Origin of the sequence: Rheinheimera sp. 1928-s (assembly GCF_029269265.1) — a bacterium.
Lineage (GTDB): Bacteria > Pseudomonadota > Gammaproteobacteria > Enterobacterales > Alteromonadaceae > Pararheinheimera.
In genome coordinates this window covers 130,526-144,327 of sequence record NZ_JARIXP010000002.1, presented here as the reverse complement: position 1 = coordinate 144,327, position 13,802 = coordinate 130,526, and the positions used below count along the sequence as shown (strand labels likewise).

Below are 13,802 nucleotides of genomic sequence, written 5' to 3'. Positions count from 1 at the left end.
AACAGGTTTCTCTTATAAGTATAGGCTGGAGCTGGCATGTTAGAGCAAATCCGAATTGTGTTAGTGGGTACCTCTCATACCGGAAACATAGGTTCAGTTGCCCGCGCTATGAAAACTATGGGTCTGAGCAAGCTGGTGCTGGTGTCACCAAAAGAATTACCAGACGGTCAGGCTTATGCGTTATCTGCAGGCGCCAGTGATATTCTGGCCAATGCACAGGTGGTGGATACCTTAGAGCAGGCTATTGCAGATTGTGGTTTAGTGGTTGGCAGCAGTGCCCGTTCCCGCACTTTATCCTGGCCTATGCTGGAGCCGCGTGAATGCGGCGAAAAAGCTGTGCTGGAAGCCACACAAAAACCTGTAGCTCTGGTGTTCGGTCGTGAAAACAATGGCCTGACCAACGAAGAACTGCAAATGTGTAACTACCATGTTTGTATCCCGGCCAATCCTGAATATAGCTCCCTGAATTTAGCCATGGCTGTACAGATTATTGCTTATGAAGTTCGGGTCGCCTTTTTAGCGCAACAGGATAAAACCCCCGAAGCGGATTTAACTGTTTATCCGGAAATAGACCAGATGGAGAAGTTTTATGTTCATCTGGAACAAACCTTAAGTGATACAGGTTTTATCATCAAGCAGCACCCAGGCATTGTGATGGCGCGTTTGCGTCGTTTATTTGCCCGTTCCAGACCTGATGATCAGGAACTGAATATTTTGCGTGGCATTCTGGCCTCGATTCAACGCACAACCAAGCCTCAATAAAAATAGGATTTGTAAGATGTTTGCAGGTATCAAAGAAGACATTAAAAGTGTGTTCGAGCGGGACCCGGCGGCGCGTAGTGCTTTTGAAGTACTGACTAACTATCCTGGGTTGCATGCCATTTGGTGGCACAGAATGAATCATCGCTTATGGTTAGCCAATTGGAAATGGCTGGCGCGTTTCTTAAGCACCATAGCGCGTTGGTTAACAGGGGTTGAAATTCACCCTGGTGCTAAAATTGGCCGTCGTTTTTTTATCGACCATGGTATGGGTGTGGTGATAGGCGAAACCGCTGAAATTGGTGATGACGTCACTTTGTACCATGGTGTGACTTTAGGTGGCACCAGCTGGAATCCGGGCAAACGTCACCCGACTTTAGGCAATGGTGTCGTCATAGGTGCAGGCGCAAAAATTTTAGGGCCTTTGTATGTTGGTGAGTCTGCCCGCATAGGTTCAAATGCTGTGGTGGTCAAAGATGTGCCGGCGGGAGCCACAGTGGTGGGTATTCCTGGCCGTATTGTCGCCAAACAGGATATGGAACTGACTGAGCAGCGTCAGCAAATGGCGAAAAAGTTTGGTTTTGATGCCTATGCGGTGTCGAGCGATAACCCGGATCCAGTGGCCAATGCGATGGGGCGGATGCTGGATCATATGCATTTTCTCGATAACAAAGTGACGGAGCTGTGCCAAAGCGTCAACAAGCTTGGTGGTAACGTCTGCGAAATAGTGCCGGAAATTGCCATTGAAGACGAAGCTTTTATTCAGGCTGAACGTGAAGCGGCTGAACAACGTAAAAAAGCAGTGGATGCTTTTGACCCGACTATTTAACAACGCAGATAAGCACAGCCGATCGATTCATCGGAAAAAGAGTTGAACCTAAACGGATAATACCTGACTAAAACGGTAGGATTAATACTTGACTAAAACAGTCAAGAATGTACAATTTGCGCCATTCGTTTCAGGGAGTCCGTTATGCGTTTAACTTCAAAAGGCCGTTACGCTGTGACCGCTATGCTGGATGTTGCATTACATGCTGAGTCTGGCCCGGTTTCATTGGCGGATATCTCTGAACGGCAGGGTATTTCCCTGTCTTACCTTGAACAGTTGTTTGCCCGTTTACGCAAACAAGGTCTGGTCAGCAGTGTGCGTGGTCCTGGTGGTGGTTACCAGTTGGGCCTGGATCCGATGCAAATATCGGTGTCTGCTGTGATCAGTGCGGTCGATGAGTCCGTAGATGCCACACGTTGTCAGGGTAAATCTGATTGTCAAAGCGGCGCTAAATGTTTAACCCACACCTTGTGGACAGACTTAAGCGATCGTATCGAAGACTTCCTCACCGGTATCACTTTAGGTGAACTGGTTCGCCAGAATGAAGTGAAAAAAGTGGCGAAACGGCAAGATGGCCGTGTGTTAAAAAATCCAGCAACTGAAATTGAAGTCAGTTGCCAGTTGTAGGCAAAAGCCGGAGCAGAAAATGAAGCTACCTATTTATTTAGATTATGCAGCCACAACCCCGGTTGATCCGCGGGTGGCCGAAAAACTGATGCAATTTTTGACTATGGATGGCTGTTTTGGTAATCCAGCGTCTCGTTCGCACAAGTTCGGCTGGCAGGCAGAAGAAGCGGTAGAAATTGCCCGTGCGCAAATTGCCGAACTGGTCAACGCCGACCCACGTGAAATTGTATTCACTTCAGGCGCGACCGAATCAAACAACTTAGCCATTAAAGGCGCAGCACAGTTTTACCATAAAAAAGGTAAACACCTGATCACCGCCAAAACCGAACACAAAGCTGTACTGGACACCATGCGCTCTTTGGAACGTGAAGGTTTTGAAGTGACTTATCTGGACGTGGAAGCCAGTGGTTTAGTCGACTTAGACAAGTTAACTGCTGCTATCCGCCCAGATACTACTGTGATTAGCATCATGTTCGTCAACAACGAAATTGGTGTGATCCAGGATATCGCAGCTATTGGCGAGCTGTGCCGCAGCAAAGGTATTATTTTCCATGTAGATGCGGCTCAGGCTACAGGCAAAGTGGATATCGATTTAGAGACCTTAAAAGTCGATCTGATGTCGTTCTCTGGTCATAAAACTTATGGTCCAAAAGGCATTGGTGCTTTATATGTGCGCCGTAAGCCACGTATTCGTTTAGAAGCTCAGACGCACGGTGGTGGTCATGAGCGCGGTATGCGTTCAGGCACTTTAGCTACGCACCAGATAGTGGCTATGGGTGAAGCTTTCCGTATTGCCAAAGAAGAAATGCATGCTGAGCGTGAACGTGTAGCTGTGTTACGTGACCGTCTGCTGGATGGCATTAAAGACATCGAACAGGTGTTTTTAAATGGTGATGCAGTGCAACGTGTGCCTGGTATTACTAACGTCAGCTTTAACTATGTTGAAGGTGAGTCCCTGATTATGGCGTTAAAAGATATCGCCGTATCTTCAGGTTCAGCTTGTACTTCAGCCAGTCTGGAACCTTCGTACGTGTTACGTGCTTTAGGTTTAACCGACGAGCTGGCACACAGTTCTATTCGTTTCAGCATCGGCCGTTACACCACGGAAGAGCAAATTGATCACACCATCAAGATTGTGCATGACGCTATTGGTAAATTACGCGACATGTCACCTCTGTGGGAAATGTACAAAGACGGCGTGGATTTAGGCAGCGTAGCCTGGGTTGCACACTAAGCTAGCAGCAATATGCCCAAGGGCATTTGAGGAAAAGAATCATGGCATACAGTACTAAAGTCATCGATCACTATGAAAATCCGCGTAACGTCGGTTCATTCGCTAAAGACGACCCAACTATAGCTACAGGTATGGTTGGCGCACCGGCTTGTGGTGACGTGATGAAGTTACAGTTAAAAATTAATGACCAGGGCATTATTGAAGATGCCAAGTTCAAGACTTATGGCTGTGGCAGCGCTATTGCATCCAGCTCATTAGTCACTGAATGGGTTAAAGGCAAAAGCATCGACGAAGCTGCTTTAATTAAAAACACCGATATAGCGCAGGAATTGGCTTTACCTCCGGTAAAAATTCACTGTTCTATTCTGGCGGAAGATGCAATCAAAGCAGCCATTGCTGATTACAAACAACGTCACGGGAACTAAGTTATGGCTATTTCAATGACACCAGCGGCAGCGGATCGCGTCAGAAGTTTTCTGAGCAACAGAGGCAAAGGACTTGGCTTGCGTGTGGGTGTAAAAACCACAGGCTGTTCAGGTTTAGCTTATGTGCTGGAGTTTGTTGACGAGTTAAATGATGACGATCAGGTGTTTGAACACAACGATCTGAAACTCATCGTTGACGGTAAAAGTCTGGTCTATATAGACGGCACTCAGCTTGATTTTGTCAAAGAAGGTTTAAACGAAGGGTTCCAGTTTAACAACCCAAACGTCAATGGCGAATGTGGTTGTGGCGAAAGCTTCACCGTTTAACGAAGGGCGCAGATGAATTACTTTCAGCTTTTTCATCTGCCAGCTCAGTTCGAGCTGGATTTGACTGAATTAGGCACTCGTTATCTGGAATTGCAACGTCAATTTCATCCGGATAAACATGCTGCAGGCTCTGAGCGCGATAAGCTGATGGCGGTGCAACAGGCGGCCAATATCAACGATGCGTATCACAGTTTAAAGCAGCCGTTATTACGTGCCGAACATTTACTGGCGTTACGGGGTTTAAAAATCAGTAACGAGCAGCGCAGCTTTATGGAGCCTGCATTTTTAATGCAGCAAATGGAATTACGCGAATTGCTGGCTGAGATTAGCGACGCCGCTGATCCTGATGCGTTAATTGACGAAGCCGACCAGCAAATTCAGCAGCAGAAAAAAGCCTTATTACGACAGTTGCAATCGGCACTGGATGCCAACAACCCTGAGCATGATCATCAGGCGGCTGATATAATCCGCAAACTCAAATTTTTCTTTAAGCTACAGCACGAGCTGGAGCTGATTGAACAAACACAAGATTAAAGAGCAGCATGGCGTTATTACAAATTGCAGAGCCCGGTCAAAGCGCGGCTCCACATCAGCACAAGTTAGCCGCAGGTATTGATCTCGGTACCACCAATTCGCTGGTTGCTACTGTTCGCAGTGGCGAAGCCAAAACGCTGTTTAATAAAGCGGGTCAGGACATGGTGCCTTCTGTGGTGCGTTACACCGCAGATAACGTCATAGTCGGTCATGCCGCCGCAGCGGATGCTGTGCTGGACCCACACAACACCATAGTGTCGGTCAAACGTTTAATGGGCCGTGGTTTTGCTGAAATCAACGCCGATGCTGAGCATATTCCGTACGAGCTGGTGGACCAATCAGGTTTAGTGGCAATCAACACCATTCAGGGCATTAAAAACCCGGTGGAAGTTTCAGCTGAGATTCTGGCGACTTTAGCAGATACAGCAAGCCAGACCTTAGGTGGCGAGCTGACAGGTGTGGTCATTACTGTGCCTGCTTATTTTGATGACTCGCAACGTCAAGCCACCAAAGATGCTGCCAAACTGGCAGGTTTAAACGTATTACGTTTATTGAACGAGCCTACAGCTGCAGCTTTAGCTTATGGCCTGGATTCAGGTCAGGAAGGTGTGGTTGCTGTTTACGATTTAGGTGGTGGCACTTTTGATATCTCCATATTGCGCTTAAAGCGTGGTGTGTTTGAGGTGCTGGCCACAGGTGGTGACTCGGCTTTAGGTGGTGATGATTTTGACCATGCTTTAGTCAACTGGTTACAACAGCAAACCGGTCAGACTACACTTTCGCATTCAGAGCTGCGCCAGTATTTGGTGAGCGCCCGTCAAATCAAAGAAAACTTAAGTACAACTGAGCAGCTGGACTTTGTCCTGCCACTCGCTGGCGGTGAATTCAAAGGCCAAATCAGTCGTACTGATTTTGATGCCTTAATTCAGCCTTTAGTGCGTAAAACCATTCGTGCCTGTAAACAAGTATTGCGTGATGCCGGTTTAGACACCGAAGAAATTCAACAAGTGGTAATGGTCGGTGGCTCTACCCGCGTGCCATTAGTACGAAGCGCTGTGGCGGAGTTTTTTGCCGCAGAGCCTTTAACGTCGATTGACCCGGATAAAGTAGTCGCCATAGGCGCTGCTATTCAGGCCAACGTGCTGGTGGGTAATAAATCTGACCACGATACCTTGCTTTTAGATGTGATACCTCTGTCTTTAGGTTTAGAAACTATGGGCGGATTAGTGGAGAAAATCATTCCACGTAATACCGTTATTCCTGTGGCCCGTGCTCAGGAATTTACCACTTTTAAAGATGGCCAGACCGCTATGGCTATTCATGTGTTGCAAGGTGAACGTGAACTGGTGGATGCCTGTCGTTCTCTGGCGCGTTTTAATCTGACCAATATTCCGGCTATGGCCGCCGGTGGCGCTCATATTCGTGTCACTTTTCAGGTTGATGCCGATGGTTTATTAAGTGTCACAGCACAAGAGAAATCGACAGGGGTCAGTGCCAGTATTCAGGTGAAACCTTCGTACGGTTTAAGTGACGATCAGGTTGCGACCATGATCCAAAGCTCTATGTTGTATGCCAAACAGGATATGCAGCTGCGCTTGTTAAAAGAGCAGCAAGTAGAAGCAGAACGGGTATTGGAAGCTGTCAGTGCGGCTTTAAATGCCGATGCGGCACTTTTAACTGCAGAAGAAAAATTAAGTGTAGAACAAGCCCTTGCTGAACTTGCGACAGTGAAACAAGGCGACAACACGGCCGCTATTAAAGCCGCCATTGAACATACCAATCATATAACGGATGAGTTTGCAGCGCGCCGTATGGATATATCCATCCGTAAGGCGTTGCAAGGTCATAAGGTTGACGAGGTCTGATATGCCACAAATCATCTTTTTACCCCATGCACAATTGTGCCCAGAAGGCGTAGCAGTCGAAGCCCAAACAGGTGAAACTGTGCTGGATGTCGCTTTACGTTGTGGTATTTCCATTGAACATGCCTGCGAGAAATCCTGTGCCTGCACCACCTGCCACGTCATAGTGCGTGAAGGCTTCCGCTCTCTGAATCCAAGTGACGAGCTGGAAGACGATATGCTGGATAAAGCTTGGGGTTTAGAACCGGACTCACGTTTAGGTTGTCAGGCCCGTATAGCGGACGAAGATTTAACAGTCGAAATCCCTAAATACACAGTCAATATGGTCAGCGAAGGGCATTAATTCTGACCTTGTTATAAAAAAATAAGCAGCTTCGAGCTGCTTTTTTTTATAGTTGCAGCACTGGTTTTGATCACGAAATAAAAGCTTTATCCGCTCTATTTAGAAAAAATAGGTTTTTTATTTTCGTTAGCGTATAATTCGCGGCCTTAAATTTATTCACCCTTTTGATTACAGGAGTCTGTCATGGCTTTAGAACGTACTTTTTCAATCGTAAAACCAGATGCAGTAGCGAAGAACCACATCGGCGCTATCTATCACCGTTTTGAGTCTGCAGGTTTACGTATTGTTGCTGCCAAAATGCTGCACTTAAGCCGTGAACAGGCTGAAGGCTTCTACGGTGAGCACAAAGAGCGTCCATTTTTCAACGCTTTAGTATCTTTCATGACCTCTGGCCCAGTGATGGTTCAGGTTTTAGAAGGCGAAGACGCTGTTCGTAAAAACCGTGAAATCATGGGTGCTACTAACCCTAAAGATGCTGCTGCCGGTACTTTACGTGCTGACTACGCTGCAAGCATTGACGAAAACGCTGTTCACGGTTCAGACGCTGCTGCTTCTGCTGCCCGTGAAATCGCGTTCTTCTTCACTGAAGCTGAACTGTGTGCCCGCACTCGTTAAGAGTGTTTAGGAAAAGTTTGATTTAACAAACTGATCCACAGGGACGATAGTTAGTAAAAGGGAGCTTAGCTCCCTTTCTATCTATTTAAACTGTCCTATTTTTTATCTATCTATGTTGTGAGGAAAGCCCAAATGAGCCAAACAGAAAACAAAGTCAATCTGCTTGATCTGACCCGTACCCAGATGAAGGAGTTTTTTGTCTCTATTGGTGAAGCAGGCTTCAGAGCCGATCAGGTGATGAAATGGATCTACCATTTCTGCATCGACGACTTTGATAAAATGACCAACATCAACAAGAAGTTGCGTGACAAATTAAAAGAAAAAGCCGTGATTGCAGCGCCTGTAGTGGTAACGCGTCAGGACAGCGCCGACGGCACTATCAAGTTTGTGATGGGGTTGGCTGGTGGTCAGGAAGTGGAAACTGTCTGGATCCCGGAAAAAGACCGCCGTACTTTATGTGTGTCTTCGCAAGTTGGCTGTGCTTTAGAATGTACCTTTTGTTCTACTGCCCAGCAGGGTTTTAACCGCAATTTAAAAGTGTCTGAAATTATTGGCCAGGTATGGCGTGTAGCTCAGATCATCGGCAGCTACGGCGATACAGGCGAAAAACCAGTGACCAACGTGGTGATGATGGGCATGGGCGAGCCTTTGCTGAATCTGAACAACGTAGTGCCAGCCATGGAGCTGATGCTGGAAGACTTTGGTTTTGGTTTATCCAAACGCCGTGTCACTTTAAGTACCTCAGGTGTAGTACCAGCCTTAGATATGCTGAAAGAGCGTATCGATGTGGCCTTGGCGATTTCATTACATGCACCGAATAACACGCTGCGTGATGAGTTAGTGCCGGTCAATAAAAAATACCCTATGGAAGAATTCCTGGCTGCGGCGAAGCGTTATGTCACAGATTCACGGGCCAACGATAAAGTTACAGTTGAATACGTGATGCTCGATGGCGTCAACGACAGCATGGAACAGGCGCATGAACTGGCGCATGCCCTGAAAGGCACACCATCTAAAGTGAACCTGATCCCGTTCAACCCGTACCCTGGTTCACCGTACAAACGTTCCAGTAATTCCCGCATCGACCGCTTTAATAAAGTGCTGCAGGAACATGGTTATACAGTGATGGTGCGTAAGACTCGTGGTGATGATATTGACGCTGCTTGTGGTCAGTTGGTGGGTGATGTAATTGACCGTACCAAGCGTTTAGAAAAAAAACAGATGAAAGGTCAGGAGATTTCAGTAAAAATGGTGTAACACTCCATTCAACTGGTATTCCTATGCAAAAACTCAGGCTCCTGGCTTGTGTTGTTTTCAGTTTACAGTTAGCGGCTTGTGTCACTGAAACCACAGTAGTGGGCAGTGACCGGCAAATCCGTCCTAAGATGGACCAAAAGGAAGCCGCCCGTACCCGCATAGCGCTTGGCATTAACTACCTGCAACGGGGTGATAATGCCCAGGCCAAGTTTAATCTGGAAAAGGCCAAAACTTTAGCGCCTGAACTGGCTGAAGTGCATAACGCCCTGGCTTATTATTATCAGCAGGTCGCGGAGTTCGAAGACGCAGAAAACTCCTACAAAACAGCCATAGAACTTGAACCCAACAACGCTGACTCTTATAACAACTACGGCGCTTTTTTATGCCAGCGCGGTAAGTATGATCAAGCCGAGCAGTTACTGTTGCAGGCGATAAGCCGCCCTGGTTATATCCGCGCTGCTGACAGTTACGAAAACATCGCCTTGTGCCGCTTAGAGCAAAAAGACTTTATTCAGGCCAAAACCTACCTGGATTTATCCATTAAACACAATGCCAGCCGTCCCAGCGCTTTGTTTAACTTAGCTTCGGTCAATTATGCCATGGCCGATTTGCCAGCAGCTCAGGTGCTGCTTGATCGAATGCAAAGTGCATCGCAAATTTCGCCACGTTCGGTGTTGCTCGGCTATCTGATAGCGCAGGAACAACAAGACTACAGTCGGATGCAAACGGCAGAGCAGTTATTGCTGACCACCTATCCACAAAGTCAGGAAACCCTGCTCTTTAGCCAGGGCAAGTTGAATCAGTCTGAATTCCGCTTGCTCAGACAAGACTATAAGCAGCAGTTGCTGCAACAACCTGCGGAACAAATCAAAGCAGGAGTGGTGCAACCCAAAATTAAAATCACCCGTAAAAAGCCTCCAGCAGCTGTGGCGCAGCAAAGCGATGAAGCTCAACTCAGCGCTGCAACTGTTGCAGAACCTTTGCCTGAAGTTGAAAACTTAACCCTAACAGAACCTGCGGCAGCATCTGCTGGGTCCGATCATCAGCCTGAAGTGACAGAAGCTGCGGCTGCTACAGAGGTTAAGCAACACGAAGTGCAACAAGATGAAACCTTGTATGGCATAGCAGAGCGTTACAGTGTTACTATTAGCGATATAATCAGCTGGAACTCTTTGCGTGATAATCAGCCTATAGTCAAGGGCCAGGTCCTGTGGATTGGACAACAAGCACCCCGGCAGATCGAACCACAAATTGAAGTACCAGAACGTTATCAAATCCAGTATGGCGACACCTTATTCCGGATATCGATGCGTTACAGGGTGAAACTAACCAGCCTGCTGCAATGGAACAACTTAACTGAGCAAAGCCCGATACGGGCTGGGCAATTTATCTACTTAAAAGATCCGGCACAATTAGAATTATGACGACTGAATTAACGCAGCCCAGTAGCGCAGGACAAACTTTAAGCGCAGGACAAACCCTACGCCAGGCCAGAGAGCAACAAAATCTGACCGTAGCGCAAGTGGCACAGCAACTGAATTTAAGTAAAAGCCTGATTGATGATCTTGAACTGGATCAGGTGGATGCCAAGCTGTCCTCAACTTTTGTCCGGGGTTATTTACGCTCTTATGCCAAGTTACTGAAGATACCAGCCCAACAAGTGCTGGAGGCGTACAGCAGTAACTCCAAAGGTTTACACCAGATCCCAAGCCTGACCCGCAGTTTCTCTAAGCGTACCGCCAAAGAAGCGACAGAGAACCGCTTTATTTGGGTTACTTATTTTGTCATTTTTGTGTTTGTGGTGTTATTGGTCGTCGGGTTCTGGCAAAGTCGTTTTGGCAGCTCGGCATCAGGCACAGCCTTGCCTATGGCGCAAACAGATGAAACTATGTTGGCCAGCGAAGAAGCGCAGCCGACACAAAGCGAAGTTTATCAGCCAACTCCAACTACGCAGACAGACAATTCAATTCCGGTCACTCAACTGGATCATTCGCCAACATCAACAGAAACTTCAGCACTCAGTACTCAGCCACAAGCTACTGTTGCCACAGATGCACCAGTGTTGCCTGTGCAAGAGCAAGTAGCTGCTCCAGCTCCTGTTGAGACTGATCCACAAGTACCACCTCCAGTTGCTGTACCACAAACTGAAGCGTCGCAATCTGACACTTCAACTGTGTCGCCAGCGCCTGAAGTAACAACCACAGATATTCCTGCAGTGGATGTTCCGGTTACAGCCATCACAGAATCTCAAACCACAGCAACCACAGACGCTGCAGCCAATGCCAGCATCAGCTTGTCATTAACTGCAGAATGTTGGGTTGATGTGGTGGACGCTACTGGTAAACGTTTGGTATTTGGCAGCAGACAAGCTGGTGAAGAGCTAAATGTGCGTGGCGTAGCACCAGTCAAAGTTTTATTAGGCAATGCAGCAGCAGCCACTCTTAGCTTTAATGGCGAAGCCATCGATCTGTCTGGTTATCCAACAGGTCGGGTCGCCCGGTTAACCCTCGGACAAAACTGATGAGTTACGCAGAAAATCCTATTAAAAGACGTCAGTCCACCCAGATTAAAGTGGGTAATGTACTGATAGGTGGTGATGCCCCTATTGCCGTACAGTCGATGACCAATACCAAAACCACAGATGTTGCAGCCACAGTGGCACAAATTCATGCGATAGCAAAAGCTGGCGCTGATTTAGTACGGGTGTCTGTGCCCACCATGGAAGCGGCAGAAGCCTTTAAGCTGATCAAACAGCAATCGCCTATTCCCTTGGTGGCCGATATTCATTTTGACTACCGTATCGCCCTGAAAGTGGCTGAGTACGGTGTCGACTGTTTGCGCATTAACCCGGGTAATATAGGTCGTGAAGACCGTATTCGTTCTGTGGTTGAAGCGGCCCGCGATAAAAATATTCCTATCCGTATTGGGGTCAATGGCGGTTCGCTGGAAGCAGATTTGCAGGAAAAGTATGGCGAACCTACACCAGAAGCGCTGGTGGAATCAGCCATGCGTCATGTCGAAATTTTGGACAGACTGAACTTCGACCAGTTTAAAGTCAGTGTCAAAGCCTCCGATGTGTTTTTGGCTGTAGGTGCTTATCGTCTACTGGCAAAACAAATTAAACAACCGCTGCATTTAGGTATTACTGAAGCAGGTGGTGCTCGTGCTGGTTCAGTGAAATCTGCTATTGGTCTTGGCATGCTGTTGTCTGAAGGCATAGGCGATACCTTGCGTATTTCACTTGCGGCCGATCCGGTGGAAGAAGTGAAAGTGGGTTTTGATATTTTAAAATCACTGCGCATTCGTTCCCGCGGCGTTAACTTTATTGCCTGCCCAAGTTGTTCCCGTCAGGAATTTGATGTGATCAAAACCATGAATGAACTGGAACAGCGACTGGAAGATATTATCGACCCAGTCACAGTGTCCGTCATTGGTTGTGTCGTCAATGGCCCTGGTGAAGCCTTGATCTCCGATTTAGGGGTTGCAGGGGCTAACCGTATGAGTGGGTTTTACCTCAAAGGTCAGCGGCAGAAATTACGCATTGATAACAACACTGTCGCAGAGCAATTAGAAGCTCAGATCCGATTGTATCTGGCAGAGCAAAAACGACTGATTGAAATTAAACAGCTGGATTGAGTAGCTTCGCTGCATCATCCGCTTAGGATAAAGAGATAAAACCCGTGTCAAAAGATATCCAGGCCATTCGTGGCATGAACGACTGCTTACCTGCGGATACCCCGGCATGGCAGTATGTGGAACAGATTTTACGTAAAACAGTGCGCAACTATGGCTATGAGGAAATTCGTTTTCCTATAGTCGAAATGACCGAGCTGTTTAAGCGTTCTATCGGCGAAGTGACCGACATCGTTGAAAAAGAAATGTATACCTTTGCCGATCGCAATGGTGACAGCCTGACCTTGCGCCCTGAAGGCACTGCAGTCTGTGTGCGTGCAGCTAATCAAAATGGTTTGTTGTACAACCAGGAACAACGCCTGTGGTATATGGGGCCTATGTTTCGTCATGAGCGCCCGCAAAAAGGCCGTTACCGCCAATTCCACCAGTTTGGTTTAGAAGCTTTTGGTATGGCAGGCCCGGACATTGACGCTGAAGTGATTTTACTCAGTGCTCGTTTGTGGAAAAGCTTAGGTTTATCTGCCCATGTGACTCTGGAGCTGAACTCTTTAGGTTCTAATCAGGCCCGCGCTGATTACCGCGCTGCTTTAGTGGCTTATTTAGAGCAACACAAAGAGCTGCTGGATGAAGACAGCTTACGCCGTATGCACAGCAATCCACTGCGGGTGCTGGATAGCAAAAATCCGGTGATGCAGGACATGTTGGGTAAAGCCCCCCAACTTTTGGATTATTTAGACGATGAATCCAAAGCAGATTTTGATGGCCTGCAAAAGCGTTTAAAAGCCGCTGGCGTAGACTTTGTGATCAATCCACGTTTAGTACGCGGCCTGGATTATTACAACAAAACTGTGTTTGAGTGGGTGACCAGCAGCTTAGGTTCACAAGGTACTGTTTGTGCCGGTGGTCGCTACGATGGTTTAGTCGAGCAATTGGGTGGTAAAGCCACTCCTGCAGTTGGTTTTGCCTTAGGCATGGAGCGACTGGTATTATTGCTGCAAACCTTAGAGTTATTGCCAAAAGCCCAGGCTCAAACTGATATTTATCTGATGGCCTTAGGGGATGCAGCGGAACTTGCCGCAGTTTCTATTGCCGAAGCCCTGCGTAATGATTTACCTGAACTGCGCTTAATGACGCATTCCGGTGGCGGCAACTTAAAGAAACAATTTAAAAAAGCAGATAAGTCTGGGGCCAGCCTTGGTCTGTTATTAGGCGAAACTGAACTGGAACAAGGCGAAATTACGCTGAAATGGCTTAGAGAAGATAAGCCACAACAAAATATTAAATTGACTGAATTGAGCGACTACTTAAAACAGCTGTCTTAAGCTGCAAACTATTAAATTGACTGAATAAAGCGGCT

At 47.2% G+C, this 13,802-nt stretch carries 15 protein-coding genes; all 15 read left to right on the top strand.

Annotated features, from left to right (window positions below):
• Window positions 1–36: 36 nt before the first annotated feature.
• The 15 genes from trmJ to hisS all read left to right on the top strand — a co-directional run bounded on the left by trmJ (window position 37) and on the right by hisS (window position 13,767).
• Window positions 37–762, top strand: a complete 726-nt coding sequence (gene trmJ / locus P3C17_RS05580) for a tRNA (cytosine(32)/uridine(32)-2'-O)-methyltransferase TrmJ (RefSeq protein ID WP_300928480.1) — start codon at window positions 37–39, stop codon at window positions 760–762.
• 16 nt (window positions 763–778) lie between these two features.
• Window positions 779–1,588 (top strand): serine O-acetyltransferase, encoded by an 810-nt coding sequence (gene cysE / locus P3C17_RS05575; protein ID WP_300928479.1) that lies wholly within the window; start codon window positions 779–781, stop codon window positions 1,586–1,588.
• A gap of 144 nt (window positions 1,589–1,732) precedes the next feature.
• On the top strand, window positions 1,733–2,215 hold the full coding sequence (gene iscR, locus P3C17_RS05570; protein ID WP_233008344.1) for a Fe-S cluster assembly transcriptional regulator IscR: 483 nt from the start codon (window positions 1,733–1,735) through the stop codon (window positions 2,213–2,215).
• A gap of 19 nt (window positions 2,216–2,234) precedes the next feature.
• On the top strand, window positions 2,235–3,449 hold the full coding sequence (locus P3C17_RS05565) for an IscS subfamily cysteine desulfurase (protein ID WP_300928478.1): 1,215 nt from the start codon (window positions 2,235–2,237) through the stop codon (window positions 3,447–3,449).
• Window positions 3,450–3,490: 41 nt separating this feature from the next.
• On the top strand, window positions 3,491–3,874 hold the full coding sequence (gene iscU / locus P3C17_RS05560; RefSeq protein WP_127025628.1) for a Fe-S cluster assembly scaffold IscU: 384 nt from the start codon (window positions 3,491–3,493) through the stop codon (window positions 3,872–3,874).
• Window positions 3,875–3,877: 3 nt separating this feature from the next.
• Window positions 3,878–4,201, top strand: coding sequence for an iron-sulfur cluster assembly protein IscA (gene iscA / locus P3C17_RS05555; protein WP_300928477.1), 324 nt, complete (start codon window positions 3,878–3,880; stop codon window positions 4,199–4,201).
• Between the two features lie 12 nt (window positions 4,202–4,213).
• On the top strand, window positions 4,214–4,735 hold the full coding sequence (gene hscB / locus P3C17_RS05550; protein WP_233081646.1) for a co-chaperone HscB: 522 nt from the start codon (window positions 4,214–4,216) through the stop codon (window positions 4,733–4,735).
• A gap of 8 nt (window positions 4,736–4,743) precedes the next feature.
• Window positions 4,744–6,600, top strand: a complete 1,857-nt coding sequence (gene hscA / locus P3C17_RS05545; RefSeq protein WP_300928476.1) for a Fe-S protein assembly chaperone HscA — start codon at window positions 4,744–4,746, stop codon at window positions 6,598–6,600.
• Window position 6,601: 1 nt separating this feature from the next.
• Window positions 6,602–6,940, top strand: a complete 339-nt coding sequence (fdx, locus tag P3C17_RS05540) for an ISC system 2Fe-2S type ferredoxin (RefSeq protein ID WP_008900497.1) — start codon at window positions 6,602–6,604, stop codon at window positions 6,938–6,940.
• Between the two features lie 183 nt (window positions 6,941–7,123).
• On the top strand, window positions 7,124–7,555 hold the full coding sequence (ndk, locus tag P3C17_RS05535) for a nucleoside-diphosphate kinase (RefSeq protein WP_233081643.1): 432 nt from the start codon (window positions 7,124–7,126) through the stop codon (window positions 7,553–7,555).
• Window positions 7,556–7,687: 132 nt separating this feature from the next.
• Window positions 7,688–8,812, top strand: coding sequence for a bifunctional tRNA (adenosine(37)-C2)-methyltransferase TrmG/ribosomal RNA large subunit methyltransferase RlmN (locus P3C17_RS05530; RefSeq protein ID WP_127025622.1), 1,125 nt, complete (start codon window positions 7,688–7,690; stop codon window positions 8,810–8,812).
• A 23-nt stretch (window positions 8,813–8,835) separates the two neighbouring features.
• Window positions 8,836–10,236, top strand: a complete 1,401-nt coding sequence (gene pilW / locus P3C17_RS05525; RefSeq protein WP_300928475.1) for a type IV pilus biogenesis/stability protein PilW — start codon at window positions 8,836–8,838, stop codon at window positions 10,234–10,236.
• A complete protein-coding gene (locus P3C17_RS05520) occupies window positions 10,233–11,333 on the top strand; it encodes a RodZ domain-containing protein (RefSeq protein WP_300928474.1) in 1,101 nt (366 codons plus the stop codon). Before pilW ends, P3C17_RS05520 begins: the two co-directional genes overlap by 4 nt.
• Window positions 11,333–12,448 (top strand): flavodoxin-dependent (E)-4-hydroxy-3-methylbut-2-enyl-diphosphate synthase, encoded by a 1,116-nt coding sequence (ispG, locus tag P3C17_RS05515; protein WP_008900502.1) that lies wholly within the window; start codon window positions 11,333–11,335, stop codon window positions 12,446–12,448. The genes P3C17_RS05520 and ispG overlap by 1 nt, the downstream gene beginning before the upstream one ends.
• A 44-nt stretch (window positions 12,449–12,492) precedes the next feature.
• On the top strand, window positions 12,493–13,767 hold the full coding sequence (hisS, locus tag P3C17_RS05510) for a histidine--tRNA ligase (protein WP_300928473.1): 1,275 nt from the start codon (window positions 12,493–12,495) through the stop codon (window positions 13,765–13,767).
• The last annotated feature ends 35 nt before the right edge of the window (window positions 13,768–13,802 follow it).

Excerpts from the sequence above, each read along its gene's own strand:
- pilW (WP_300928475.1), top strand. The coding sequence starts at position 8,836 with ATGCAAAAACTCAGGCTCCTGGCTTGTGTTGTTTTCAGTTTACAGTTA.
- trmJ (WP_300928480.1), top strand. The coding sequence starts at position 37 with ATGTTAGAGCAAATCCGAATTGTGTTAGTGGGTACCTCTCATACCGGA.
- P3C17_RS05530 (WP_127025622.1), top strand. The coding sequence starts at position 7,688 with ATGAGCCAAACAGAAAACAAAGTCAATCTGCTTGATCTGACCCGTACC.
- ispG (WP_008900502.1), top strand. The coding sequence starts at position 11,333 with ATGAGTTACGCAGAAAATCCTATTAAAAGACGTCAGTCCACCCAGATT.
- iscU (WP_127025628.1), top strand. The coding sequence starts at position 3,491 with ATGGCATACAGTACTAAAGTCATCGATCACTATGAAAATCCGCGTAAC.
- hscA (WP_300928476.1), top strand. The coding sequence starts at position 4,744 with ATGGCGTTATTACAAATTGCAGAGCCCGGTCAAAGCGCGGCTCCACAT.
- iscA (WP_300928477.1), top strand. The coding sequence starts at position 3,878 with ATGGCTATTTCAATGACACCAGCGGCAGCGGATCGCGTCAGAAGTTTT.
- iscR (WP_233008344.1), top strand. The coding sequence starts at position 1,733 with ATGCGTTTAACTTCAAAAGGCCGTTACGCTGTGACCGCTATGCTGGAT.
- hscB (WP_233081646.1), top strand. The coding sequence starts at position 4,214 with ATGAATTACTTTCAGCTTTTTCATCTGCCAGCTCAGTTCGAGCTGGAT.
- ndk (WP_233081643.1), top strand. The coding sequence starts at position 7,124 with ATGGCTTTAGAACGTACTTTTTCAATCGTAAAACCAGATGCAGTAGCG.
- fdx (WP_008900497.1), top strand. The coding sequence starts at position 6,602 with ATGCCACAAATCATCTTTTTACCCCATGCACAATTGTGCCCAGAAGGC.
- P3C17_RS05565 (WP_300928478.1), top strand. The coding sequence starts at position 2,235 with ATGAAGCTACCTATTTATTTAGATTATGCAGCCACAACCCCGGTTGAT.
- cysE (WP_300928479.1), top strand. The coding sequence starts at position 779 with ATGTTTGCAGGTATCAAAGAAGACATTAAAAGTGTGTTCGAGCGGGAC.
- P3C17_RS05520 (WP_300928474.1), top strand. The coding sequence starts at position 10,233 with ATGACGACTGAATTAACGCAGCCCAGTAGCGCAGGACAAACTTTAAGC.